General features: G+C 70.0%; 23 protein-coding genes. 11 read left to right on the forward strand and 12 right to left on the reverse strand.

Annotated features, from left to right (window positions below; genetic code table 11):
• Positions 1-18 precede the first annotated feature (18 nt).
• Positions 19-519, reverse strand: a complete 501-nt coding sequence (locus ACWGDB_RS32975; RefSeq protein ID WP_453825805.1) for a DinB family protein — start codon at positions 517-519, stop codon at positions 19-21.
• Between the two features lie 166 nt (positions 520-685).
• On the opposite strand from ACWGDB_RS32975, the gene ACWGDB_RS32980 reads away from it, so the two are divergent.
• Entirely contained in the window at positions 686-1,294 is a 609-nt protein-coding gene (locus tag ACWGDB_RS32980) for a helix-turn-helix domain-containing protein (RefSeq protein ID WP_453825806.1), read from the forward strand.
• A 354-nt stretch (positions 1,295-1,648) separates the two neighbouring features.
• Here the strand turns inward: ACWGDB_RS32980 and ACWGDB_RS32985 are convergent, their stop codons facing one another.
• Positions 1,649-2,083, reverse strand: a complete 435-nt coding sequence (locus tag ACWGDB_RS32985; RefSeq protein WP_453825807.1) for a subtilase-type protease inhibitor — start codon at positions 2,081-2,083, stop codon at positions 1,649-1,651.
• Positions 2,084-2,402: 319 nt separating this feature from the next.
• On the reverse strand, positions 2,403-3,377 hold the full coding sequence (locus ACWGDB_RS32990) for a helix-turn-helix transcriptional regulator (RefSeq protein ID WP_453825808.1): 975 nt from the start codon (positions 3,375-3,377) through the stop codon (positions 2,403-2,405).
• Between the two features lie 136 nt (positions 3,378-3,513).
• Here ACWGDB_RS32990 and ACWGDB_RS32995 point away from each other — a divergent pair, with 136 nt between their 5' ends.
• The 4 genes from ACWGDB_RS32995 (at position 3,514) to ACWGDB_RS33010 (ending at position 8,129) form a co-directional block, all read left to right on the forward strand.
• Positions 3,514-3,909: a RidA family protein gene (locus ACWGDB_RS32995; RefSeq protein WP_453825877.1), complete on the forward strand. Its 396-nt coding sequence runs from the start codon at positions 3,514-3,516 to the stop codon at positions 3,907-3,909.
• 220 nt (positions 3,910-4,129) lie between these two features.
• Entirely contained in the window at positions 4,130-4,846 is a 717-nt protein-coding gene (locus ACWGDB_RS33000) for a FadR/GntR family transcriptional regulator (protein WP_453825809.1), read from the forward strand.
• A 23-nt stretch (positions 4,847-4,869) separates the two neighbouring features.
• Positions 4,870-6,276: a hypothetical protein gene (locus ACWGDB_RS33005; RefSeq protein WP_453825810.1), complete on the forward strand. Its 1,407-nt coding sequence runs from the start codon at positions 4,870-4,872 to the stop codon at positions 6,274-6,276.
• A gap of 113 nt (positions 6,277-6,389) precedes the next feature.
• Entirely contained in the window at positions 6,390-8,129 is a 1,740-nt protein-coding gene (locus ACWGDB_RS33010; protein WP_453825811.1) for a GMC family oxidoreductase N-terminal domain-containing protein, read from the forward strand.
• Between the two features lie 49 nt (positions 8,130-8,178).
• Here the strand turns inward: ACWGDB_RS33010 and ACWGDB_RS33015 are convergent, their stop codons facing one another.
• The 3 genes from ACWGDB_RS33015 to ACWGDB_RS33025 form a co-directional block, all read right to left on the reverse strand.
• Positions 8,179-8,493, reverse strand: coding sequence for a DUF4326 domain-containing protein (locus tag ACWGDB_RS33015; RefSeq protein ID WP_453825878.1), 315 nt, complete (start codon positions 8,491-8,493; stop codon positions 8,179-8,181).
• A gap of 17 nt (positions 8,494-8,510) precedes the next feature.
• A complete protein-coding gene (locus ACWGDB_RS33020; RefSeq protein WP_453825812.1) occupies positions 8,511-9,065 on the reverse strand; it encodes a PaaI family thioesterase in 555 nt (184 codons plus the stop codon).
• A 119-nt stretch (positions 9,066-9,184) separates the two neighbouring features.
• Positions 9,185-9,484: a putative quinol monooxygenase gene (locus ACWGDB_RS33025; RefSeq protein ID WP_383605677.1), complete on the reverse strand. Its 300-nt coding sequence runs from the start codon at positions 9,482-9,484 to the stop codon at positions 9,185-9,187.
• 167 nt (positions 9,485-9,651) lie between these two features.
• Here ACWGDB_RS33025 and ACWGDB_RS33030 point away from each other — a divergent pair, with 167 nt between their 5' ends.
• Positions 9,652-10,611 carry a GlxA family transcriptional regulator gene (locus tag ACWGDB_RS33030; RefSeq protein WP_453825813.1) on the forward strand — a complete coding sequence of 320 codons (960 nt, stop codon included), beginning with the start codon at positions 9,652-9,654 and terminating at the stop codon, positions 10,609-10,611.
• 128 nt (positions 10,612-10,739) lie between these two features.
• On the opposite strand, the gene ACWGDB_RS33035 is transcribed toward ACWGDB_RS33030, so the two are convergent.
• From ACWGDB_RS33035 to ACWGDB_RS33060, 6 genes are all read right to left on the reverse strand, one after another.
• A complete protein-coding gene (locus ACWGDB_RS33035) occupies positions 10,740-11,432 on the reverse strand; it encodes an LPXTG cell wall anchor domain-containing protein (RefSeq protein WP_453825814.1) in 693 nt (230 codons plus the stop codon).
• A 265-nt stretch (positions 11,433-11,697) separates the two neighbouring features.
• A complete protein-coding gene (locus ACWGDB_RS33040) occupies positions 11,698-12,576 on the reverse strand; it encodes a PhzF family phenazine biosynthesis protein (protein ID WP_453825815.1) in 879 nt (292 codons plus the stop codon).
• Between the two features lie 71 nt (positions 12,577-12,647).
• The gene (locus tag ACWGDB_RS33045; RefSeq protein WP_453825816.1) at positions 12,648-13,484 is read right to left on the reverse strand and encodes a carbohydrate ABC transporter permease; all 837 of its coding nucleotides are present in this window, start codon (positions 13,482-13,484) and stop codon (positions 12,648-12,650) included.
• On the reverse strand, positions 13,481-14,464 hold the full coding sequence (locus ACWGDB_RS33050; protein ID WP_453825817.1) for a carbohydrate ABC transporter permease: 984 nt from the start codon (positions 14,462-14,464) through the stop codon (positions 13,481-13,483). The genes ACWGDB_RS33045 and ACWGDB_RS33050 overlap by 4 nt, the downstream gene beginning before the upstream one ends.
• Before the next feature lie 2 nt (positions 14,465-14,466).
• Positions 14,467-15,768: an ABC transporter substrate-binding protein gene (locus ACWGDB_RS33055; RefSeq protein WP_453825818.1), complete on the reverse strand. Its 1,302-nt coding sequence runs from the start codon at positions 15,766-15,768 to the stop codon at positions 14,467-14,469.
• Between the two features lie 17 nt (positions 15,769-15,785).
• A complete protein-coding gene (locus ACWGDB_RS33060; protein ID WP_453825819.1) occupies positions 15,786-17,006 on the reverse strand; it encodes an aminotransferase class V-fold PLP-dependent enzyme in 1,221 nt (406 codons plus the stop codon).
• Between the two features lie 238 nt (positions 17,007-17,244).
• On the opposite strand from ACWGDB_RS33060, the gene ACWGDB_RS33065 reads away from it, so the two are divergent.
• From ACWGDB_RS33065 to ACWGDB_RS33085, 5 genes are all read left to right on the forward strand, one after another.
• A complete protein-coding gene (locus ACWGDB_RS33065) occupies positions 17,245-17,970 on the forward strand; it encodes a FadR/GntR family transcriptional regulator (RefSeq protein WP_453825820.1) in 726 nt (241 codons plus the stop codon).
• 86 nt (positions 17,971-18,056) lie between these two features.
• The gene (locus ACWGDB_RS33070; protein ID WP_453825821.1) at positions 18,057-18,962 is read left to right on the forward strand and encodes a hypothetical protein; all 906 of its coding nucleotides are present in this window, start codon (positions 18,057-18,059) and stop codon (positions 18,960-18,962) included.
• Between the two features lie 52 nt (positions 18,963-19,014).
• Positions 19,015-19,428: a hypothetical protein gene (locus tag ACWGDB_RS33075; protein WP_453825822.1), complete on the forward strand. Its 414-nt coding sequence runs from the start codon at positions 19,015-19,017 to the stop codon at positions 19,426-19,428.
• A gap of 281 nt (positions 19,429-19,709) precedes the next feature.
• Positions 19,710-20,537, forward strand: a complete 828-nt coding sequence (locus ACWGDB_RS33080) for a class I SAM-dependent methyltransferase (RefSeq protein WP_453825823.1) — start codon at positions 19,710-19,712, stop codon at positions 20,535-20,537.
• A gap of 218 nt (positions 20,538-20,755) precedes the next feature.
• On the forward strand, positions 20,756-22,849 hold the full coding sequence (locus tag ACWGDB_RS33085) for a SpoIIE family protein phosphatase (RefSeq protein WP_453825824.1): 2,094 nt from the start codon (positions 20,756-20,758) through the stop codon (positions 22,847-22,849).
• The last annotated feature ends 70 nt before the right edge of the window (positions 22,850-22,919 follow it).

A 22,919-nucleotide genomic window follows, 5' to 3' on the forward strand; every position in this document is an offset into this window, starting at 1 on the left:
GTACCAGAGAAAACTGGATCAGCGGCCCGTCGTGCCGTCGATGAGTTCGCGGAGGATGTCCGCCTGGCCCGCGTGTCGGCCGGTCTCCTCGATCATGTGGGTGAGTGCCCAGCGGATGCTGGGCGCGGGGCGGTTCGGCTGCGGGCGGGGGACCGGGGCGCCGAGATCGGTGCACCCGTCCAGCACGTCGTTCGCGCGCTTGACCGCGTCCTGGTAGCGGGCGACGACATCGGCCACGGTGTCCGCCGGTGCGGCTCGGAACGTCGCTTGCCAGTTGGTGACGTCCTCCCCGAGGAACATCGAGCGCTCGACGAACGTCAGGTGGTTGAGCAGGCCGAGCAGGTTCGTGCCCGACGGCACGGCGGCTGTCCGCACCTGCGGTTCGGGGGCGCCCTCGACCTTCGCGGCGATCGAGGTCCGGAGGTAGTCGAGGAACTTGCGCAGGATCTCGCTCTCGTTGCTTCCGGTGCGAGGCGGCGGGGTGTCGCGGCGGCGGTGGCGGCGCGTGGTGCTGGGCACGGTGCGCTCCTTCCCTGGGGCAGGTCGATACGCGCGGCGACTCTCCGCGCGTCCGGGGCGTGGACGCAGTCCCGGAGCGCGACCGCATCGGTGGTGCGATGCATTCAGTCTTGCCAGGCACCCCTCGACCTGGCACGGAATCTTGCGGTTACGGCAAGATGGCCTGGTGGAACGCAAGACGGACGACGACGTGCTGGACGGGGTGGGGCCGCGCCTTCGTGCGCTGCGTCGGGCCTTCGGCATCACCCTCGCCGAGCTCGCGGCGACGATCGGCGTGTCGGAGAGCACTCTGTCCCGGCTGGAGAGCGGACTGCGCCGGCCGAGCCTGGAATTGCTGCTGCCGCTGGCCCGTACCTATGACGTTCCTTTGGACGAGCTCGTCGGCGCCCCGCGCACCGGCGACCCCCGGATCCACCTCAAGCCGATCAAGCGGTTCGGGATGACGTTCGTGCCCCTGTCCCGGCGACCGGGTGGGGTGCACGCGTTCAAGATGGTCATCCCCGCCTCACCGGAACCATTGGAACCGACCCCGCAGACCCATGAAGGCTTCGAATGGCTCTATGTGCTCAACGGACGCCTGCGGTTGGTGACCGGTGAGCGCGACCTGACGCTGCCGCCCGGTGAGGCAGCCGAGTTCGACACGTCCTTGCCCCACTGGCTGGGCAGCGCCGACGGCGGTGCGGTTGAGCTTCTCATCCTGTTCGGCCTGCAATGGGTGCGCGCGCATGTACGCGCCGACTCTCATAGATCGCCGCAGGACGGGGGCCGGCGGTGACTTACCGATGAGCGGCGTGCACCAGTCAGGCAACGACCGCTGACCGGAAACGGTGGAGCTTGGCCCGAACCCGGGTCTCGGTCCGGCGGCCCCGGTCCCATGCCGGTGTACCCGCAGGTCGAACTCCATTCCGGGCAGGAGTCGTTGACCCGGGTCAACCCTGATGGTTGAGCAGATGGGTCAATAGCCCACGGCACGGATGGAGATGCCGGCATGGAACCACTGCCACGCGAAACCGTCATCGACGTTCTTCAGACACGGTTTGCGCGAGGAGGTTCGCCCGAGCGTGAACTCGCCGACGAGTTCACGGGCTCAAGGGCGAGGGGCCCGTAGACGCCGTGCGGCCGTAGTGGCTCAGAACGCGAATGCCGAAGCGCCCTGCGTTTCCTTGATGCAAGGATTCGCGAAGGTGTGCTCATAGTTCACGCGTATACCGCGCCATACACCTTGAACGGTGACGACAATGGGGCGGTATTCCCTCGTGCAGGCTCGCCCGGTCTCATTTCCGCGGAGTGTGGCCAAGCGGTCGAGGTCGCCGTTCACGCGGTCCAGTTCCCCACATGCCTGTCGCGGGTCGGGGTGAGTACCGGACGTGGTGTACGCACAGTTCAGCGTCACCGCACGCTCGGGTGCTGTCGTGGCCGCACTCTCGCCGTGACCGGTCGTCAGGACCAGGGCCGACGGGGCGTAGAGCGAGGCGGGGGCGCTGTGGGCGGATGTGCTCAGAGGACCCACAAGGGTCGCGGCGAGCAGCGCTCCTGTTCCTGCCCAGCGTGTCATTGGTTGCATGGTGTATCTCCCTTCTGTTTGCGGTGCTCGTGCCCCGAAGTACCCACCTGGTTGCTCTCATCTCAGGGGGGAAGAGTTGCAGCGCTTTCTGTCACTGCAATTCAGACTCAGTTGCTCGGTCAATCAGTGTCTTGATTGACCGGGGTGGCGCACATGATGGAGGAGGTGAGCGGTTCTCCATTCTGAGCGCTGCTTGAATGCGTGGCCGATGTGCCCGGGTGTGAAATGGCCTGAAGTTAGTGAGCAGGTGGGTGGGCGCGATGGTGCACGACACGGCCCCAGTTCGTGTCGGCGGCCGCCCGCAGAAGGGCGGCAACTCTCAGGCCGACTCCCCATAGCGGCCGGCGATCGCGGAGGCGCGGTCGCGCAGGGAGTTGCGCAACCACTGTGGGGCCAGGGCTTCCGCCTGCGTGGCGAGCTGCCACAGCGCCCATTCGGCATGTCGTGAATCCTGGAAGGAAACCTCCAGCCGCAGCCAGCCGTCTGCGTCGGCTTCTTCGGCGTGGACGGCCAGCGCGGTGCCCGCCAGGTCCTTCCGCCGCGCCGGGTCCACCCGTACCAGCACGGTGACTTGGTCGCCGCCGGTCCGAAACTGCGTGCTGCGCTCCTGCCATATTCGGTCCAGGTCGACACGGTCCGGTCGCTGCGCGGGTTCGTCGAGTTCCTCGGCGGCCAACACCCGGGACAGCCGGTAAGTGCGGTCCTCACCAGACCTCGTGGCCAGCAAGTAGCCCTGGTCGCGTACGGTGACCAGGCCGATCGGGTCCACCGTGCGCCACTTCGGGGTCTGGTCCACGGCCGCATAGTGGATGCGCAGCTTGTGTCCGGCGAACACCGCGCGCCGGACCTCGGCCACAACGCTGTCGGGCACCTCCTCAGCGACCGAGCGGCGCGAGAGAAGATCCGTCTCCGGGTCGATGAGCAGGCGCTGCGCGGCGCCTGCCGCGGTGTCCCGATAGCTCTCGGGAAGCGCGTCAACCACCTTGAGCATGGCCGAGGCGAGCGCGGAGCCGAGGCCGAACACCTGGGCGCCGCGCCGTGATCCGGCGACCAGGAGGGCGAGCGCCTCGTCGTGGTTCAGGCCGGTGAGCTCCGTCTGGAATCCCGGCAACAACGCGAAACCGCCGTGCCGGCCGCGTTCGGCGTAGATCGGAACCCCGGCCGCGGACAGCGCCTCCACGTCGCGCAGCACGGTGCGCGTGGACACCTCCAGCTCGCGGGCCAGTGTGGCCGCTGACAGTCGACCGCGTTGGCGCAGCAGCAGCACCAGCGATACCAACCGGTCGGCGCGCATATGAGAAACCCTATCGAATACATGACACAGGGTGTCGTGGTTGGTTGAGAGGCTCTCAACACGACGTCAGGGATGGGCGGCCACGGAGTCGGTGGACGTACTCACTGTCGATGAATCGAGTGGAGCTGATGTGGCTGTGGAGCGCACGACGATCAACCCGTGGACGTGGTCGGTGGAGATGGGTTACAACCAGGGTGAGATCGTCTCTGGGCACACCCGGACCTTGTACTGCTCCGGACAGACAGCGATGAGCGGCGACGGCAAGCCCCAGCATGACGGTGACATGGCGGCGCAGTTGGCGCTGAGCCTCGACAACCTGGAGGCCGTGCTCGGGGAGGCCGGCATGTCCCTCTTGAACCTCGTCCGGCTCAATGTCCACACCACCGATGTCGATCTGCTCTTCCAGCACTACGGGGTGCTGGCGTCCCGGTTGGGAGCCGCCGGGGTGGCGCCGACCACCACGATGCTCGGGGTGACACGCCTGGCGATCCCCACCCTGATGATCGAGCTCGAGGGCACTGCCGTCGCGTGAGGTGACCTCGCCGCCTCGGCTGCTCGTGCCGACCGGCACGAGCAGCCGAGCACCGTGGCGGTCGACGGATCGTGCGGCGGGAAGAGTACGCGTGCCCAAGCACGATGGCGGCCCCGGCTCCCCGGTAGAACTCCTGTCCATGGAGCATCCGTTGACCCGAGGTCAGCCTTGGTGGTTCAGTGGATGAGTCACTGATCCACCGTGCGCTTGGAGATACGGGATGGAAGCACTGCCACGCGAGACCGTCGTCGACGTCCTTGAGAAACGGCTGCGCGAGGACATTCTCGCCGGGCGGCATCCGGCGGGGAGTTATCTGCCTCCCGAGCGTGAACTCGCCGACGAATTCGGGGTCAACCGCACCACGCTCAAGCATGCGTTCGGCCGACTGGCGCAGTCGGGGCTGCTGGAGACGCGGCACGGAGTGGGGACACGCGTCCGGGACTTCCTGCGCCTCGGCGGAGCCGATCTTCTGCCGATGCTCGTGCGGCACAGTCCGGACTGGATCGGTGAGATCTTCGAAGTGCGGCGCAGCATCGGGGCGTTGATCGCGGAACGTGCCGCGAACCGGGCCACCGAGGCCCAGGTCGCCGAGCTGAGGGCGCTGCTGGCAGCGGTCGGGGACGCGGACGGCGGCGACGACGTGCAGCTCGCGGACGCCGAGGTGCACCGGGCGCTCGCCCGAGCCACGGGCAATCGCGTGTATGTCCTCCTGACCAACACCCTGTTCAACGCCTACCTGCCGGTGCGCGCAGCGCTGGTCGGGCCCTTCACGGAGGCCCGGGCGGCCCACGATCGTCTGGCACCGGTCGTCGAGGCCGTGGCCGCCCGCGACTCCGAGGCGGCGCGCGTCGCTGCGGGCGCCTATCTGTCGGCGACGGAGCGCATCATGCTCGAAGGACTGGGGCGCTCGCGCGAACGCCGGGACGGTGCACTGTGACCCCACGCGGAACGGTGTTCGCTGTGACCCCACGCGGAACGGTGTTCCAGGAGGCGATGCTGGGTCGCGTGCGCCTTAGCGACGAGGACCATGAGCGCCCTGTGCGCCTGGACCTCGTGGTCCGCTCCGATGACCTGATGCTGCCTCACCGCACGACTCAGGCGCGCCTGACGGGAAGGGTCCGCATAGCCGGGCGGGCGGACGATGCCGAAGCCGTTGGTGAGTTGGAGATCTCGCCCCTGGCCCGCCGCAGGATCCGCTACCGGATCGCGTTCGCCATGGAGGGCCGCCGCCTGGAGCTGGACGGCTGGAAGTCCATCTCGCCGGCGCGCCCGCTCTCTTCGATGACCACGCTGCCGTACACCCTCTACGAGGACGGCGAACCGGTGGGCGAGGGCACACTCCGCTTCCCCCTCGCCACCGGCCTGTTGCCCTTCCTCGCGAGCTTCCACTTCCCGCGCGCTGCGCAGTCCTCACCGGCATCCGACCGGGGGCAGGATCTGGCCCCGCGCTGGGACGGCAACCCGGGGCGCACGGAGGTCTGGTACACGACGCTCACCGATCCGGCGACCGGCAGCGGAGTGTGGCTGCACCACGAAGTCGTGGCGCCCACCGATGGCTCCGGCGCCTACGCGCACGGCTGGGTCGCCGTCTTCCCGAAGGACGGCCCCGCCGAGCACGCACGCTTCGGCCCCGTGCCGTGGTCGGAGGACCAACAGGGCTTCGCCACCGAAGAGATCAGCGCCCGGCCCGGCCGTCTCACCGGTTCCGCGGGGCCGTTCACCTGGACGCTCACCGAGACGCCCCTGAGCGGCCCGGTCCACACCTTTCCCCGCTGGTCCTGGCGGCGCCCCTGGCTGCCGGCCAGCCACATGCTGCCGGCCGCCCGTTGCCACTACAGCGGAACCGTCCGGTACGGAGCCGACGAGCTGCGGCTGGACCGCGCGGTCGGCGCGAGCGCCCGCATCTACGGCCACGGCAACGCCCGACGCTGGGCGTGGCTGCACGCGGACCTGGGCGGCGGCGACATCCTGGAGATCGTTGCCGCGGTGTCCATGCGCCGCGGACTCGACCGACTGCCACCCCTGGTGTTCCTGCGCCTGCTGCAGAACGGGCGTGCCTGGCCCCGTCGTGCGGAGCGCGCCGCCGTGGGCTGGGCGGGGCTCGGCCGGTTCCGGGCGGACATCGGCCTGCCCGAGTGGCACGTGACCGGCCGCGCGGGCCGGCGCCGCATCCGGGTGACGGTGACCCAGCCGCCGGAGCGGACGCTGGCCCTCGACTACACCGACCCCGACGGATCTCCCGCGGTCTGCCGCAACACCGAGACCGCGGACGCCGTGGTCAGCGTGGAACGCTGGTGGGGCACATGGCGGCAGGAGGCCACCTGGCGGCTCTCCGGCACCGCCCACGCGGAGGTCGGCGACCGATGACGCCTTCAACTTCCCCTGGGCTTACGGCACTTGCCCAGGCGCTGCTCGCGGACGACGGCACGGCCGAATGGACCCGGGCCGTGCCAAGGCGCCTCGAGACGCTCCTGGCAGCCATGCCTGCCCCCGCCCGCACCGCGATACACGGCGCGACCAAGGCCATCAACGCCTACGCCGTCGCCCGCACCGGCCGACGGCTGCCCGCACTCGGGCCTGCGGAACGCGAGCACGTCATGGCGTCGCTCGCCTCCCACCGGTCCCTGCTGCCCCTGCTGGACGCGGTGAAGGTACCGGTGCTGCTGGCGGCCGGTACCGAACGGACGGCGTACCAAGGCCCCGCAAGCCCAGTGGTCGCCGCCGACGATCCGCCGCTCGACTGCACCCCTTCGCGGGAGTGGCCGACCCGTTCCACCGCCGACGCCGTCGTCGTCGGATCGGGAGCGGGCGGCGCGATGGCCGCCCGGACGCTGGCCCGCGCGGGGCTGCGAGTCGTCATGGCCGAGGAGGGGGAGCACCACACCACCGCGTCGTTCGGGCGGAGGGCTCCGCTCGACCGCTTCACCGACCTCTACCGGGACGGCGGCGCCACGATCGCCCTCGGGAACCCGCCGCTGGTCCTGCCCGTCGGCCGCGCGGTCGGCGGCACCACCGTCGTCAACTCCGGAACCTGCTACCGCACTCCGGACCACGTCGTCACCCGCTGGCTGAGCCACCACGGCTTCGACGTCGCCGAGGGCTTCGACACACGCCTCGACGAGGTGGAACGCTCCCTTCGGGTGGCACGGCAGCCGTTGGACGTCCTGGGCAACAACGGACTGCTCGCCCTGGCCGGAGCGAAGGAGCTCGGCTGGGCCGCGGCGCCCCTGCGCCGCAACGCCCCCGGCTGCCGCGGCTCGTGTCAGTGTGTCGTCGGCTGCCCCACCGGCGCCAAGCAGAGCGTCCAGCTGTCCGTGCTTCCGGACGCCTGTGCGGCCGGCGCCACGATCATGACGGGGGCCCGTGTCCTGCGGATCCTCACCGACCGCGATCGGCCCGGCGGTCCCAGGGCCGCCGGAGTGGTGGTCAGCCGCCCCGACGGCAGTGAACTGGAGATCCTCAGTTCCCTGGTCGTGGTAGCCGCCGGCGCCCTGCAGACCCCGCAGCTGCTGCGCCGCTCGGGCCTCGGCGGTCACCCCCGGATCGGCCGGAACCTCAGCGTGCACCCGGCCATCAGCGTCGCGGGCCGCTTCAGCCGCCCGGTCACCGGCTGGAAAGGGGTCCTGCAGAGCGTCGGCGTGGAGGAACTCCACGCCGACGGCATCCTGATCGAAGCCACCGCTGCGCCCCCCGGCATGACTTCCTTCGTGCTGCCGGGCGTCGGACGCGAACTGCGCCGCGAAGTGGAGGAGACCGAGCAACTGGCGACGCTCGGGGCCATGGTCGCCGACCGCCCCTCGGGCCGGGTCCTCGGCCGGGACCACACGCTGCTGCGCTACGACCTGGCGCCCCGCGACGCCCGCCGCCTGCTCCGAGCCCAACGCGCCATGGGCCGCCTGCTGTTCGCCGCCGGCGCCGAGGAGGTACTCACCGGCGTCCCGCACGCCCCACGCGCCCGTACCCCCGAGCAACTGGAGGCGCTGCTCGACACGGTGACCGCGCGGCACCTGCACATGTCCGCGTTCCATCCCACGGGTACGGCCGCCGCCGGGACGGACCCGGAGCGGTCGCCGGCCGACGCCGAGGGGCGCCTGCGTGGCGTGCACGGTGTGCTCATCGCCGACGGGTCCGTGCTGCCGAGCTGCCCGGAGGTGAATCCGCAGCTGAGCATCATGGCCGCCGCCTTGGGCGTTGCTGAGCGCTTCGTGGCGGAGGCGTGAAACACGGACCGGGCCGCGCCCTGGACCTGCCCGCGTCCGGAGCTGCGCTCTACGGCGCGAGCGAGTCGGCCAGTTCGGCGATGACCTGCGCGTGGCACGGCTGCGGGACACACCAGCAGCCGAGCCTGCGGCCACGCAGGGCGGGCAGCAGTTCGAGCAGGTCCGGACGGCTCAGCAGATGGGCCCGGTACTTGTCGATCACCGCCTCCCGGGTGCCGTCCCGCCCGGGCCGGAAAGGACTCGCGAGCGGTGAGGCATCGAGGTCCCATCCGCCCCGGCGCATCGCGCGGCCGACGTAGACGACGTCCGCGTAGTCCGGGTCGTCGCGATGCCCTTTCATGTTGACGACCGTCGTCCGGTTCACCTCGTTCATACGCTCCCTCAGTCCGCGCCGGGCAGCGGAAAGACGGCGCAGGTGGCGGTCCCGTGCGCATACAGCTTCCCGTCGGCTGCTCCGACGAGCCGCGCCTCAGCGGTCGCGGTCGTGCGGCCGACATGGACGACGGTGCCCTCACAACGCAGCGTGGGAGTGGTGTCGAGCACCGGCCTGACCATGTTCACGCCGAGCTGGACGGTCGTGTAGGCGCGGCCGGCCGGCAGGGCGCTCAGTACGGCGGTGCCGAGCGCGGAGTCGAGGAGGGTGGCCATATAGCCTCCGTGGACCGTGCCCATGGGGTTGAAGAGGTGTTCTCCGGGCTCGCCCTCGAAGACGGCCTGCCCCTCCTCGACCGCCACCAGGCGAAATCCGAGGGTCGTGCAGATCGGGGCCTCGGGCAGACGGCCGTCCAGGCTCATACGGGCCAGCTCGATGCCCGTATGGGCGCCGGCGGCCGCGTAGCTCGTCGGCGGTTGCCAGGTGTGCGTACGTGAGCGGGACCGGGCGGACGGCACCCCGTCGCCGCTGATGCCGCCGCGCTTGGTGGCGGGCTGTGCCATGGTGTCTCTCTTCCTCAAGTCTGCCTCGGTCGGCCCGGTCGGGACCGTGGTCGATGCGCAGGTGTGCGGAGGGTGCCGGCCGGCAGCGCGGGTCAGGACGCTGCCGGCCGGCGGTGGGATCAGGGAAGCTTGACCGCCAGGAGGTCGACCGGACGGATGTCCGGCGCCTCACTGAGCATGGTTTCGGCGGCCCCCATCAGCGCGGCGGCGATCTTTCCCTGCAGGTGTCCCTGACGCCCCTGCTCGTCGGCGAAGGTGTCGAAGACCCCGAAGGTGGTCGCGCCCTGCCGGAACGCGTACCAGGTGACGGTGTGCTCCTCCTGCTGCGCCAGTTGGACGGCGTCCCGCAGCAGCGCCTCCACCTTCTCGGCGTACTCCGGCCTGGCCTCGATCCGGGCCAGCAGCCCCAGCTTCGTCATGCTGCATTCCTGTCTGTGGTCATGGGCGAACGTGCGGTTGTCTCTGGTCATCGGTGAGCGTTCGGTGCTGGTACCGGGCACCGGATGTCGTCCGGACACCACAAAGCTAGGCCGCCGCAATCGCCTCGCCCAGCGTCGGAAACGACGCGTCCGATATCGTTTCCGTCATGGATGTGGCTGTGGTGGCATACGACGGTGTGTTCGACTCCGGGCTCTCCGCCCTGCTCGACGTGATCGACGGGGCGAACGCCATGCGCGAGGAACTCCCCAAACCGCCGCCCGCCTGGAAGGTCTCCACGGTCGGCTTTCGCCGCCGGATCCGCACCGGAGCGGGGCACGTGGTCGAGACCCTCCCCATGGACACGGCCAAGGACGCCGACCTGCTGCTGGTGCCCGCGCTGGCCGAGCGACGGCCCGATGCGCTGATCGCCCATGTGTCGGGTTCGGACACCGAGCCGGTACGGCGACTGGTGGCCGAGACACGCGGACGTCGCATCCCCATCGCGTCCGCCTGTACGGGCACGTTCCTGCTGGCCGAGTCGGGGGTGCTGGACGGGCGGCGGGCCACGACGAGTTGGTGGCTCGCGCCGTACTTCCGTAAGCGCTACCCGGCGGTGACCGTCGACGAGACCCGCATGGTCACCATGTCCGACGGGGTGACCACGGCCGGCGCGGCGTTCGGGCACGTCGACCTCGCGCTCGCGATCGTACGGATGAGCAGCCCGGCCCTCGCGGATCTGGTCGCCCGCTACCTCGTCGTCGACGAGCGGCCGTCGCAGGCGGCGTACACGATCACCTCGGCCCTCGCGCAGAGCGACCCCACGCTGGCGGCCTTCGAGCGCTGGGCCCGGGCGCACCTGGACCAGCCGATCTCGATCGCCGACGCGGCACGCACCCTCGGCGTCAGCGAACGCACGCTCCAGCGCATCGTGCGTCGCACGCTCGGTACCTCCCCCGTCCGTTTCGTCCAGGACCTACGCGTCGAGCACGCCTCGCACCTGCTGCGGACCACGGACCTCCCCCTCGAAGCGATCGCCCGCAAAGTCGGCTACGAACACGCCAACACCCTGCGCATCCTGCTCCGCGAACGCACCGGAGCGACGGCGAGCTCCCTGCGGGGGCGATGAGTTCCAGGCCGGTGGAGGGGGAGTGGGCGTGCGCGTGGAGGCAGCGCGGCTGCTGGTGCACACACCCGCGGCGGCGCGGAGCAGACATCGGCTCCACGCCGCCGCGATGGCGTCCGGCTGGTGATGCGCTAGCGGCGGGACGCCGCCCGGCCTCGCCGGTACAGGAAGGTTCCAGCGGCCAGCAGGGCTCCGCCGCCGGCCGTTGCGGCCAGGACACCCCCATTGATGCCGGTGTCGGGCAACTCCCCTGCGGGGATCGGCTTCTCGGGTGCATGCCTGGTTGGCGTCGGCGAGGGTGAGGCCGGAGGGGTGGTGTGCGGAGGCGGAGACGTCGGCGGCTCTTCGGGGCCGTATCCGGCTGGTTCGTCCCGGCCGTACCCCGCTGGTTCGTCCGGGCCGTATCCGGCCGGTTCGTCATGGCCGTACCCGGTCGGTTCGTCCGGGCCGTACCCGGTCGGTTCATCGTGGCCGTACCCCGACGGTTCCGACGGCCCGTACCCGGACGGTTCCTCGGGTCCGTATCCGGATGCTTCCCGCGGGCCGTGCGACTCCCCCCGGTCGTGCGTGGACGGTTCGCCTGTGTGGTGCCCGGACGTGCCTTGCCGGTCCTGTCCCCGCATCTTGTCGAACCGGGACATGGTGTCTTCGACCTTGGAGTGCATGGCGTCAAATTGCTTGACGTCGAACGGCTCGTCCGGGAAGTCCCACTGGAACGCACGGCTCGACGGCGCGACGGGCGCATCCGTCTCCGTGCCTTGTGGATCGTGGGCCGCGAACGCCCATGTGCCGCACAGGGACAGGGCGCTTGTGGTGGCGGCCACGGCCAATGCCCTGCTGAGGATCTGTCGCACTCTCGTTGTCTTTCTCTCGGACGGCAGGGTCGCGGCCGGTGCACACATGACGCTGCACCTTCACACTCGCCGCGACGCGCAAATTGTGCACGAACGGTGAAGGTTCGCAGGTGCTGAAATGCTTGTACTGCTCCGGAATTAACCCAATCGTCCGCCTGTAGGGCCAGAGGCCTCGAAGCAAAAAGGCCCTCCCGTGCCGGAGATGAACCCGGCGAGGGAGGGCCTGTGAGGTGCTTCAGCCGATGCGTGTCCCCGCGCCACCGACTCGGACCCGCGGGTCACCCGCGCGCAGCGTCACGGTGAGTTGACCAGGGCGGCCCAAGTCGGCGCCCTGGTGCAGCGTGAGGACGGTGTCCTCCTCGACCAGGCCCAGCTCGCGGGCGTACGCACCGAACGCGGCGGCCGCGGCGCCGGTCGCGGGGTCCTCGACGACGCCGCCGACGGGGAAGGGGTCACGGACGTGGAACACGGTGGGGGACTCCCGCCACACCAGTTGAACCGTGGTCAGGTCCAGGCGGTGCATCAGGGCTTCGAGGCGAGTGAAGTCGTACCTGAGATCCGCGAGGCGGGCGCGCGTCGCCGCCGCGAGAACGAGATGGCGGGCGCCGGCGAAGGCGACACGGGGCGGGAAGGCCGGGTCCAGATCGGCGGCGGGCCAGTCGAGCGCGGCGAGGGCCTCCGTGAGGTCGGCGTCCGCGATCTCCTCGATGCGCGGCTCGACGCTGGTGAGCGTGGCCCTGATCGTCCCGCCCTCCTCGGTGACCTCCACCGGCACGGTTCCCGCGCGCGTCGCGAACACCAACTCCCCGGAGCCGATCCGTTCGGCGAGCGCGACGGCGGTCGCGACGGTGGCGTGCCCGCAGAACGGCACCTCGGCCTTGGGGCTGAAGTACCGGATGGTGTACGCCCGTCCGGCCTGGCCGGCGAGACCCTCCGGGGGCGCGGTCAGGAACGCGGACTCCGAGTATCCGAGGTCGGCGGCGATGGCCAGCATGTCGTGGTCGTCCAGGGCACTGGCGTCCAGAACGACGCCGGCGGGGTTTCCACCGTCGGCGGTGCTCGAGAAGGCCGTGTAGCGCAGCACCTCGGGCTGCTGCGGCGTGTTCGTCGTCATGGTCGTGGCAACGCGGGGCGAGCCCGCAACCATTCCCGCGACTCGCCCCGTCAGGCCGGACCGCCGCTCTCTCAGCCCTTCACCGCCCCCGAGGTGAGGCCTTGGACGATGTGCCGGCTGGCGAAGGCGAAGAGGAGCATGGTGGGCAGGATCGTGAGCACGGCCGCCGCGGACATCGAGCCCCAGTCGATGTTGAAGCTGGAGATGAAGCCGTTCAGGGCCGTGGGCACGGTCTTGTTGCTGTCGCTGTTCATGAGCGTCACGGACAGGAACAGCTCGTTCCAGCAGTTGACGAAGTTGAAGATGAAGGCGGCGACGATGCCCGGCCGCATCACCGGCAACAGGACGCGGAACAGCGCCGCGAACCGGGACAGGCCGTCGATCATGGCGGCCTCCTCCAGCGCGTCCGGGATGTTCTCGAAGAAGCCGCGGAGCATCACCGTGCAGAAGGGGATGCACACCGCGATGTAGACGAGGGTCAGGCCGAAGCGGTTGTCGACCAGCTTCAGGTCGGTCATCAGCAGGTAGAGCGGCCCGAGCGCGATGAACGAGGGGATCATCTGGGTCACCAGGGCGGCCATCAGCAGCGCGGACTTCGTGCGGAACTCGAACCGGGCCAGCACATACGCGGAGAGCATCGAGATCACCGTGGCCATCGCGCCCGCCACGGTGGAGACGACGAGACTGTTGGTGAGGTACGTCCCGAAGTCGGCCGTGCCGAACAGGCCGCTGTAGTTCTCCAGGGAGAAGCGCTCGGGCCAGTAGGCGAGCGGGAAGTGGAAGATGTCGCCGGGTGCCTTGAGCGAGGTGACGGTGATCCAGTAGAGCGGGAAGACGGTGAAGAGCAGCCACACGCCGAGGAACGTGAACTTGACGACGCGGCCGACCGTGGACTCCTTGCCGATCACGACCGCACCCCCTTCTTGTCGCGCGTGGCCATGAGGAAGAACACCGCGAACACCAGCAGCGCGGCCACCACGAGGAGACCGAGCGCGGAGGCCCTGCCGTAGTCGCCCTGCTGAGTGATCTTGATCATCCAGGTGGTCACGATGTGCGTTTCGTTGTTCGGCCCGCCGCCGGTCATGCCGAAGATCAGGTCGGGGAAGTTGAAGATCCAGATCACCCGCAGAAGCACGGTCAGGGCCAGCGTGGTGCGGATGTACGGGATGGTGATCTGAAAGAGCGTGCGTGACTTGCTCGCGCCGTCCAGCGCCGCCGCCTCGTAGAGCTCGTCGGGGATCGACTGGAGGGCGGCCAGGATCATGATCGCGAAGAAGGTGACGCCGTACCAGATGTTCGCGATGAGTACGGCCACCATGGCCGTCTTCGGATCCGCCAGCCAGGCGATCGGCTCGTCGATCAGACCGGCCTTCTGCAGCAGGTCGTTGACGACGCCGAACTCGCTGTTGAACAGCCAGCGGAACAGGATGCCGATGAGGAACCCGGAGATCGCCCACGGGAAGAAGATCAGCGCCTGATAGAGGCCACGAAAACGGAAGCGCCGGCGCAGCCACAGGGCGAGGGCGAAGCCGATCACCAGCTGGGGGACGATCGAGCCGACCACCCAGACCCCGGTGTTGCCCAGTACGGTGCCCCAGGCGGGGTCGGCGAATACGTCGCTGAAGTTCTTCAGCCCGACCCATGAGGTGTCGGTGAGGTCGGTCAACTTCCAGTTACGGAAGGCCATTTGGCCGCCCGCGATCATGGGGTAGTAGGTGAAGACCGCTACGAAGACCGCGGCCGGTGCCATGAAGGCGGCGATCTGCAGGCCGCGCCGGGTGGTGAACTCCCGCCTCCGGCCGCCCCGTTGGGCGAGACCTCGCTTGCGGGAGGTCTCCCCCCTGCCCGGCCCCGTCGTCTTCGCCGTAGGTGTGGACGTGACGGACATGCCTACTGCTCCTGCTGCCACTTCTCGGTCCAGTACGCGTCCCAGCCGGCGAGCAGCTCCTTGGGCGTCGTCTTGCCCAGGATCAGCTTCTGCACGTCGGCGTCCGCCCTCTGCTGCCATTCGGCCCACCAGGTCACGCCGCGCGGCTGGGTGACGACCAGGTACTTGTCAGGCTGCTCGGTCATGGTGACGTAGCTCGACCAGGGGCCGGTCTTGTAGAAGGGGTCGCTGGTCGCGGACTTGAGGATGGGCACGAGGCTGTTCTTCTTGGTGAACGTCGTCGACGCCTCGCCCTGCGAGAGGAACTCGACCAGCTTGACCGCCTCGGCCTTGTGCCCGCTGCCCTTGGCGACACCCCACCCGGCCGTGGCCAGCGGCTGCACGGTCTTGCCGCCCGGCCCGGCCACCAGCGGCGCGGTGCCCCACTGGCCCTTCGAGATCGACTTGGACTCCGAGACCGTGGCGATCACCTCGGGGTCCTGGAGCAGGAACGCCGTCGAACCGTTGGAGAAGGCCTCGACCATCTCCGGGTAGCCCCAGGAGACGGACGACTTGGGCGACGCCTGCTTGAAGAGCTTGAGGTAGTTCTCCATGGCGTCCTCCGCCTCGGGGGCGGAGAAGATCGTACGGCCGCTCCTGAGCTTGAAGCCGTTGGCCGGGTCGACCTGGTCGGCGAGGTAGGCCTCGATGGCGGCGGTGGCGTTGCTGTTGGAGTTGGCGCCGCCGCGGAACGCGTAGCCGTAGCGGCGCTTGGCCGGGTCGTGGATGGCGGAGGCCTGCTCCACGAGTTCCGCCCAGGTCGCCGGCGGCTTGCTGAAGCCCGCTTCCTTGATCAGGTCGGTGCGGTAGAAGAGGCTCAGGCCGTAGAAGCCGTACGGGACGAAGTACGTCCTGCCCTTGGCGTCCTGCGAGGCGTTGACGGCGTTCTCCGTCATCGCCTCCCAGCCCTTCCAGCCGTCGAGGTCCTTCTTCATGTCGTGGAGCCAGCCGTTGTTCGACCAGGGCCCGACGGTGATGTCGCGTACCTCCAGGACGTCCACCCCGCTGCCGGACTGGAGCATCTGCTGGAGCTTCTGGTCGGCCTGCTCGGTGGGCGGGGAGACCAGGTTGACCTTGATCTTGGGGTTCTGCTGCTCGAAGTCGGCTATGAGGTCCTTGAGCAGGTCGGTGCGGGTCGGGTTCGTCAGGCTCTCGACCATGTTGAGGGTGACTGTTCCGCTCGCCTCGGGGCTCATGGTGGAACAGCCGGTCAGGACCATCGCGGCGGCGGTGCCGAGCGCGAGAGCTGCCGTCCTTCTTCTCATTGTGCTGACCTCTTCCTTCAGTTTTCTCGTGCCCACCTGCCGAGGACGGGGACGCATTCCTCGGCGAAGTACTCGTAGTCGGCGGCTGTGTTGTAGACGTGGGCGGACAGGCGCATGTAGCCGACGCCGTCGAAGCTGGTGAACGCCGCCTCCACGCCCAGTTCGAGGGCCACCCGGTCGCGCAGTGCGTCGGCCTCGATGCGGTCGGTGGCGAGTCCGTCCGGGAGGCGCACCAGGCGCATCCCGGGCACGGGCATGCCGACGTCGACCGGGGTGTCCGCGCCGGTCAGTTCGGCGAATGAGGCGCCGATGACACGGGCGCCGTAGTCGGCCAGGTCGTCCATGTAGCGGCGGGCGGCGGGCCAGCCCCAGGTGCGCTCGATGAAAGCGAGGGATGTCGGCGCGGCCAGGTAGGCGGTGGCGTCGATGGTGCCCTGCTGGTCGAACCGGTCGGGGTAGGGATCGGCCGCGGCCCACGAGTCGATGAGCGGGTACAGCCGCTCGCGCAGCGGGCCGCGGGCGACCAGCGCCGCGGTGCCGCGCGGGGCGCAGCCCCACTTGTGCAGGTTGCCGGTCCAGACGTCGTAGGTCGCGTCGGCGAGTGGGGCGGCGAGAAGCCCGGGCGCGTGCGCGCCGTCGACGAGGACGGGGATGCCGCGCCGCCGGGCCTCCGCCCCGATGCGTTCCACGGGCAGCCGCCGCGCGGTCGCCGAGGTGATCTGGTCGACGACGACGAGCTCGGTGGCCTCGCCGAGTTCGTCGATCACGGCCTCGTAGGCCTGATCCGCGTCTGCGCCGAGCGGCACCCGGGCGGTACGGACCCGGCCGCCCCACCGACGTGCAAGCCGCTCGGCACCCATGGTCACAGCCCCGTAGCCGTGGTCGGTGACGACGATCTCCCCGCCCCGGCGGAGGGCGAGAGCGGCATAGACGACGCTGGCGCCGGCGCTGGCGTTGGGCACCAGGGCGAGGTCCCCGGGGTCGATGCGCAGGAAGTCGGCGAGCTCGACACGGGTGGCGGCGAGCCGCTGGGGCAGTGCCGGGAACCACACCACGGGCGAGCGTTCCATCTCCACACGCAGCAGTTCCTGCCGCTCCTGCGCCTCCAGTGGAACCGCCCCGAAGGAGCCGTGGTTCAGGTGCTTGAGGGCAGGATCCAGCGACCACGCCCGGTCGGCGGGCCGGCCGTCCGCCAGCAGCAGAGGGCGCGGCGCCGTGGTCACCTCGGTCTCGCTCACAGGACTCCAGATCTGGGCAGGGGCGGGCCGACGGAAGGTCGGACTCCGCCGGACACATCTGATGACTCGGCATCCTGCACACCTTCTCCGGCGGAAACAAGGGTCGTACAGTGAAAGTCATCAGATGACTTCCGGGCGGTATGCATCCGACACATCTGATGACTCGCCACACCTCGCTACAGTGCTCCGAGGGGGCCGCGGCATGATCGCGTGCCCGTCAGGGGAGGAAGAGGGACGGATGTCCGCAGTCGAGAAGGCGTTCCACGGCCTACGGCACATGATCGCGTCGGGGCGCCTCGGTCCGGGCGAGCGCATTCCGCCCGAGGGCGACCTCTGTGAGGAACTGGGCGTCTCACGGGGATCGCTGCGCGAGGCCGTACGGATGCTCGCCGCCCTCGGCGTCATCGAACCGCGGCACGGCTCGGGCACCTACGTCTCACAACTGAGACCCGAGGACGTGATCGGCAGCCTCTCCCTGACCCTCGAACTCCTCCCGCTGTCGGGCCTGTTGGAGGTCTACGAGATCCGGCGCGTCCTCGAGGCCCACGTCGCCGCCCAGGCGGCGGCCCGGTGCACACCGGAGGCGGTGCGCACGCTCTTCTCGCTCATCGAGGACATGGAGGCCACGAGCGACCCCACCAAGGCATCCGAACTCGACCACCGCTTCCACGCCGAGATCGCACGCGTCGGCGGCAATCCCACCCTGGCCACCCTCCTGGCGGTCTTCCGCGCCCGCTCCCGCAAGTACCAGGTCTTCACCCTGCCCGAAGGCCCCGAACTGCGCAGGAAGAGCGACGACGACCACCGCGTCCTGGCCACCGCCATCGCCGACCGCGACCCCGTCGCCGCGGCAGGAGCCGCGCAGGCGCACGTCGCCCAGACGGAACGGTGGCTGCGGGCGTTCATGCCGCCGATCGAGGAGACGCACGTCCCGGACGGGACGGACGCCGCGGACGAGGCTTAGAGTGCGATCAGCGGAAAACAATGCGCAAACGATCCGGTCCTCGAATTCATGAGGTTTCTGCATGATGCCGATCCCGATGGGTCACCGTGACTGACGCCGCCGCTCGCGCACGGCAGCGGGTGGAACTCGCGCGGAGCGACACGGCTGAACGTCTTGCGCTGGCGCGTGAGTTCTATGACGCGGTGCCGGGCGGCTTCTCCCGATACGGGTACGCCGAGTTGAGCTTCATGCGCTGGTCGGCCGCTCGCGGAGTGCTGGAGCCGGAGACCGCGGCTGCGGCCGGCAGCCCGTGGTGGCGCAAGGTCAATGAAATGCTGCTGCGGGACAAGGTCGAGGCAGGTCTCTTGGCCGCCGGCAATTCAGGAAATGCCGGCGGCCACAGTGTTTGGTACTGGATGGATTTCATTGCGGAACCGTCGCCGACCCGGTGGTACCGGGCGCATAACGCCAGCATTGTCGCGGGTTATCTGAAGTATGAAGGCCTGGCGTCCGAGGAACTCGAAGTAGAGCGATTCATGATGAACGTCGCGCTGATTCGAGTTCTTTACACCCATGCCATGCTGGCGAATCCGCGCCTCGCGCTGGGGCGACGGCTGGCCTTCCTCGGCCCCAGGCTGGTGGACCCGCGCCACCGGAGCGTCAAGATGTTCCTCGACCTCGGCCGGTCGTTCCCGAGGGAGTACCCGGTGGCCGGGTCCCTCGACGAAGTCGTCCTCGCCGAGCACGCCCTCGCCCGCATGCTCGACTACGGCCTGATCGCCCCGCGTCTTCCCGCGCTCTACGAGTTCGCGGCCGAGGCACTCGAGGAGCCGCGGCTGACCTCCCTCCTCGATGACGGCGTGCCGGCCTATGTGTGGCCGCACGCCGATCGTTCGGTCTGGTTCATCGGAAACACGGGACCCCATCTGCGCGCCATCGCGAGGATGACGGGGGCACGTCTGCTCTGGGCGCCCTCTCCGTACCGTCGGCCGTACCGGAGGACGCGGGGGTGAGGCCGGTTCGGTCCGGTTGGCACGGTCCGGGGTTCGCGGGCAGGATGCTGCCATGCGCAAGCCGTACCAGGCCCAGGCCCCGAACCGTCCGGGCGCCTCCGTCGGCGCCACCCATGCAGTTCTGTCCCTGTGGTCGCAGGACTCCGTGCTGTCGATCGGTTCGGTCGGATCGGTGCTGTCCATCGGCTCCGTCGGGTCGGCCCTCTCCATCGGCTCGATCGGCAGCGCGCTGTCGGTCGGCTCGATCGGTTCCAGCCTGTCGCTGCTGTCCTTCGGGTCGTGGCTGAGCACCGGGTCGGTGCTGTCGGCCCAGTCGACCTGGTCCGCGCTGTCCTGGCGTTCCTCCCGCAGTTTCCTGTCCTCCGAGGGCACGAAGGTCGCCGGAGTACTGGGGGTCGCGGGCGCGGCGGCGGGAGCGGCGGTGCTGCTCGCGCGGACTACGCGATCCGGGCGTCCAGTGCATTGATTCGCTGAGAGGCAGCCGCGCCGAGCACCCGTGCCGAGGCCGTTTCGAGCAGCGGCCTGCTTGGGCCGTTCGGCTCGGGGCCCGGCGCGCCTGTGCGGCGCAGGCGGCCTGAGGTGGAGGATCGGTGGAACGGAGGCCACGAGGCGGGCCGCCCCGGTATCGCTCGACTGCGCGAGGAGGTCGGTCATGAAGCCGTTCGACGACGCCATCCTCGCCGCTCGGGCGCGGGGCACGGACCCCTGTGAGCCCGGTCGTACGCTCGGTGACGCGCGGGCGGCGGCGTGACTGCCGCGCCGGGAGGGGGCGCGTCCGGCGGTGGCCGTTACGGCGAGGATGTCTTCCGTCCCGAGCAGGCGGGGGAGGGCGAGCGTATCGACTTCGGTGCACTGGCCTACGACGACATCACCATGGGGCGGCTGCGGGCGCTGGGGGTCGGCCCCGGCTGGCGCTGCCTGGATGTCGGTGCCGGAACGGGCACGGTCTCCCGTCGGCTGTTGGGCGAGGCCGGGGTGGACGGCGTGCTGGCCGTGGACCGGGACGTACGTTTCCTCACCGAGCGGCCCACGCCCGGGCTGGATGTGCTGGAAGCCGACCTCACGGCCCCGGATTCCGTCCGCGGCACGTTCCGGCTCGTCCACGCGCGGTTCGTGCTGATGCACCTGGCCGAGCACGACCGGCTGATCACCAGGCTCGCCGAACTGGTCGCGCCGGGCGGTTTGCTGGTGCTCAGCGACGCGGTCGACCTGACGAGTGACCGGGCGCCCGGCACGCCGTACACCGCGGTGATGCGGGCGATGTGGCAGGGGCTGCGGGCCACCATCGGGACCGACGTCTCCTGGGTGCCGTCGTATCCACAGCTGTTGCGCGGGGCGGGGCTCGTGCCGGTCGCCGCCGAGATCCACGTGCCGCCGCTGGTGCCCGGCAGTCCCATCAGCCGTTTCTGGGCGGACACTTGGGAGCGGAGCAGGGCGGCGATGCTCGCCACCGGCCTGGTCGACGACGCGGGTATCGATACGGCGATCAGGTACCTGGGCTCGCAGGAGTGCGCCGCGCTGTCGGCCGGCATGCTCACCGCGTGGGGATGGAAGCCCGAGGCAGGAAGGCCGTAGGAGCGCATTACGTCCCTGTCCCGGACGACCACTGGCCTGACTCGGGCCAGTGGAGCTCCGCGACCTCGCCTGCCGCGGGGTCCAAGATCGGTGGGCGGCAGAGCCCATGATGTCGGCAAGGGAGACATCTGCGGGTGCGGTCCCGCCGACCGTGGAGCACGCTGGGACATGGGGCAGCCGTACCCCCGGGCGATCGCAGTACCTCGGAGGTGGGTCCCGTGACGGACAGGGATCCCGGCGGGCCGGTCGACGAGGCGGCCGCCCTGATGCTGGAGGCGCTGTTCACGCAGTCCCCGGTAGGGCTCCACCTCATCGACACGGACCTGCGGGTGCTGCGTGTCAACACCACCACTCCGCTCATGCGGAACGTGTCCATGGACGACCTCAGGGGGCGCCCGGTCCGCGAGGTCTACGGCCTCGTGGATGACGATGTGGAGGCGGTGCTGAGAGGAGTACTCGACACCGGGGTCCCCGTGCGGCAACGCATCGTCCGGGCGCATGTCGCGGGGGATGCGCAGGAGCGGAGTTTCGAGGTCAGCGCGTTGCGCCTGGAAGGCTCGCAGAGGTCGGTGCTCGGGGTGGCGGTCACGTCGGTCGACGTCACCGAACGCGAGAGAGGACTGGCCCGCACCAGAATGCTCGACGTGGTGCGGGAGCGGGTGGGACGCACGATGGAGCCGGCCTTGATCGGCGAGGAGCTCGCCGCGGCCGTGGTCCCCGCGTTCGCCGACGTCGCCGTCGTGGACGTGGTGGACGCCGTGCTCCGCGGCGACGATCCCCCTTTCGCCCCGCCGCCCACCGGCACGCTGGTCATACGCACCGCATTGCACGGCGCCGGTATCAGGCCGCCGCATGCCCGCGCGGTGGGCGACGTCCGCCGCCTCGCCGGTCCCACGCCCTTCACCCAGGCCCTGACCGACCTGAGCCCGAGGGTGGTCCAGCTGCAACAGGACACTTCGTGGCTGGACGCCGATCCCGCACTCGCGGAGGCGATCCGGTCAGCCGGAGCGCATTCGCTCCTCGTGGTTCCCCTGACGCTGCGCGACGCCGCCCTCGGGATCGTGAGCCTGTACCGCACGGAGCACTCGCCGGCCTTCGACGAGGACGACCGCGCGTTCGCCGTCGAGTTGGCCACGCACACCGCACTGTGCATCGACAACGCCCGGCGCTACACCCGTGAACACACGATCGCCGCCACGGTGCAGCGCCAAATACTGCCCCGTCGGCCTGAAGCCCACGCATGGCTGGAGACCGCCTACCTCTCCCTCACGGGTGCCGACCCCGGCGCCTGGTACGACACCACCACCCTGTCCAGCGCCCGCACCGCCATCGCTGTCGGCGAGGTGTCGGGACGCGGTGTGCACGCAGCCGCGATCATGGGCCAGCTCCGCACCGCCGTACGCTCCCTGTCGGTGTTCGACCTCACCCCCGACGAACTGCTCGCCCGTCTGCACGACACGGCGGGGCGCCTTGCCACTGAACGGGCCCACCTCCCGCTCGGCGATCCGCTGCGCCAAGAAGCGCTCACCGCCGACTGTGTGTACGCGGTCCACGACCCTCTGACCGGCACGTGCACGATGGCGGCGGCCGGCGGGCTGGCCCCCTTGGTCGTACGTCCGGACGGGTCGGTGTCCCTCTCCGGCGCACCGGCCGGGCCCAGGCTGGGGAGTACGGAGGGCGCGCCCTTCGCGGCCGTCGAGTTCGACGTTCCGGCCGGCAGCGTCCTGGTGTTCGCCAGTGACCCGCTCCTCACTTCGTATCTGGCCGAATTCCCGGGCCCGTTGGCCGCGGTGTCCCACTACGCCGACCGCCCGCTCCAGGAACTCGGCGACGCCCTGGTCTATGCTCTGCCGGCCGATCTGCGCGTCAGTGACGCCGCGGTGATCGTCGCGCGCACCCGGGCGTTCCCCGCCGACCGCTGCGCCGCATGGCCGCTCGACCCCGACCCGGCGGCCGTGGCCGACGCCCGACGCCGTGCGCGCCGGCAACTCGCCGCGTGGAACATCGACGACGAGACCGCCTACAACATCCAGCTCATCGTCAGCGAACTCGTGACCAACGCCATCCGGTACGGCAGTCCACCGATGGAACTGCGACTCATCCATGACCGCACCCTGACCTGCGAGATGCGTGACGCCGGCTCGGCCACCCCACACCTGCGCCACGCCGGCACGGTCGACGAGGGCGGGCGAGGCCTGTTCATCATCGCGCAGTTGGCCCAGGCATGGGGGACGCGGTTCGGCCCGCGGGGGAAGACTATCTGGGCCGAGCAGGCGCTGTCCGGCGACGCCGGGTCTGAGGGCTCACCCTGATCGGCGCTCTGACCCGACCGCGGCCCAGGACGTCGACGCCCGGGCACGCCCATGCCGAGCCCGGGCCGCG

It is taken from the genome of Streptomyces sp. NPDC055013 (assembly GCF_053608645.1).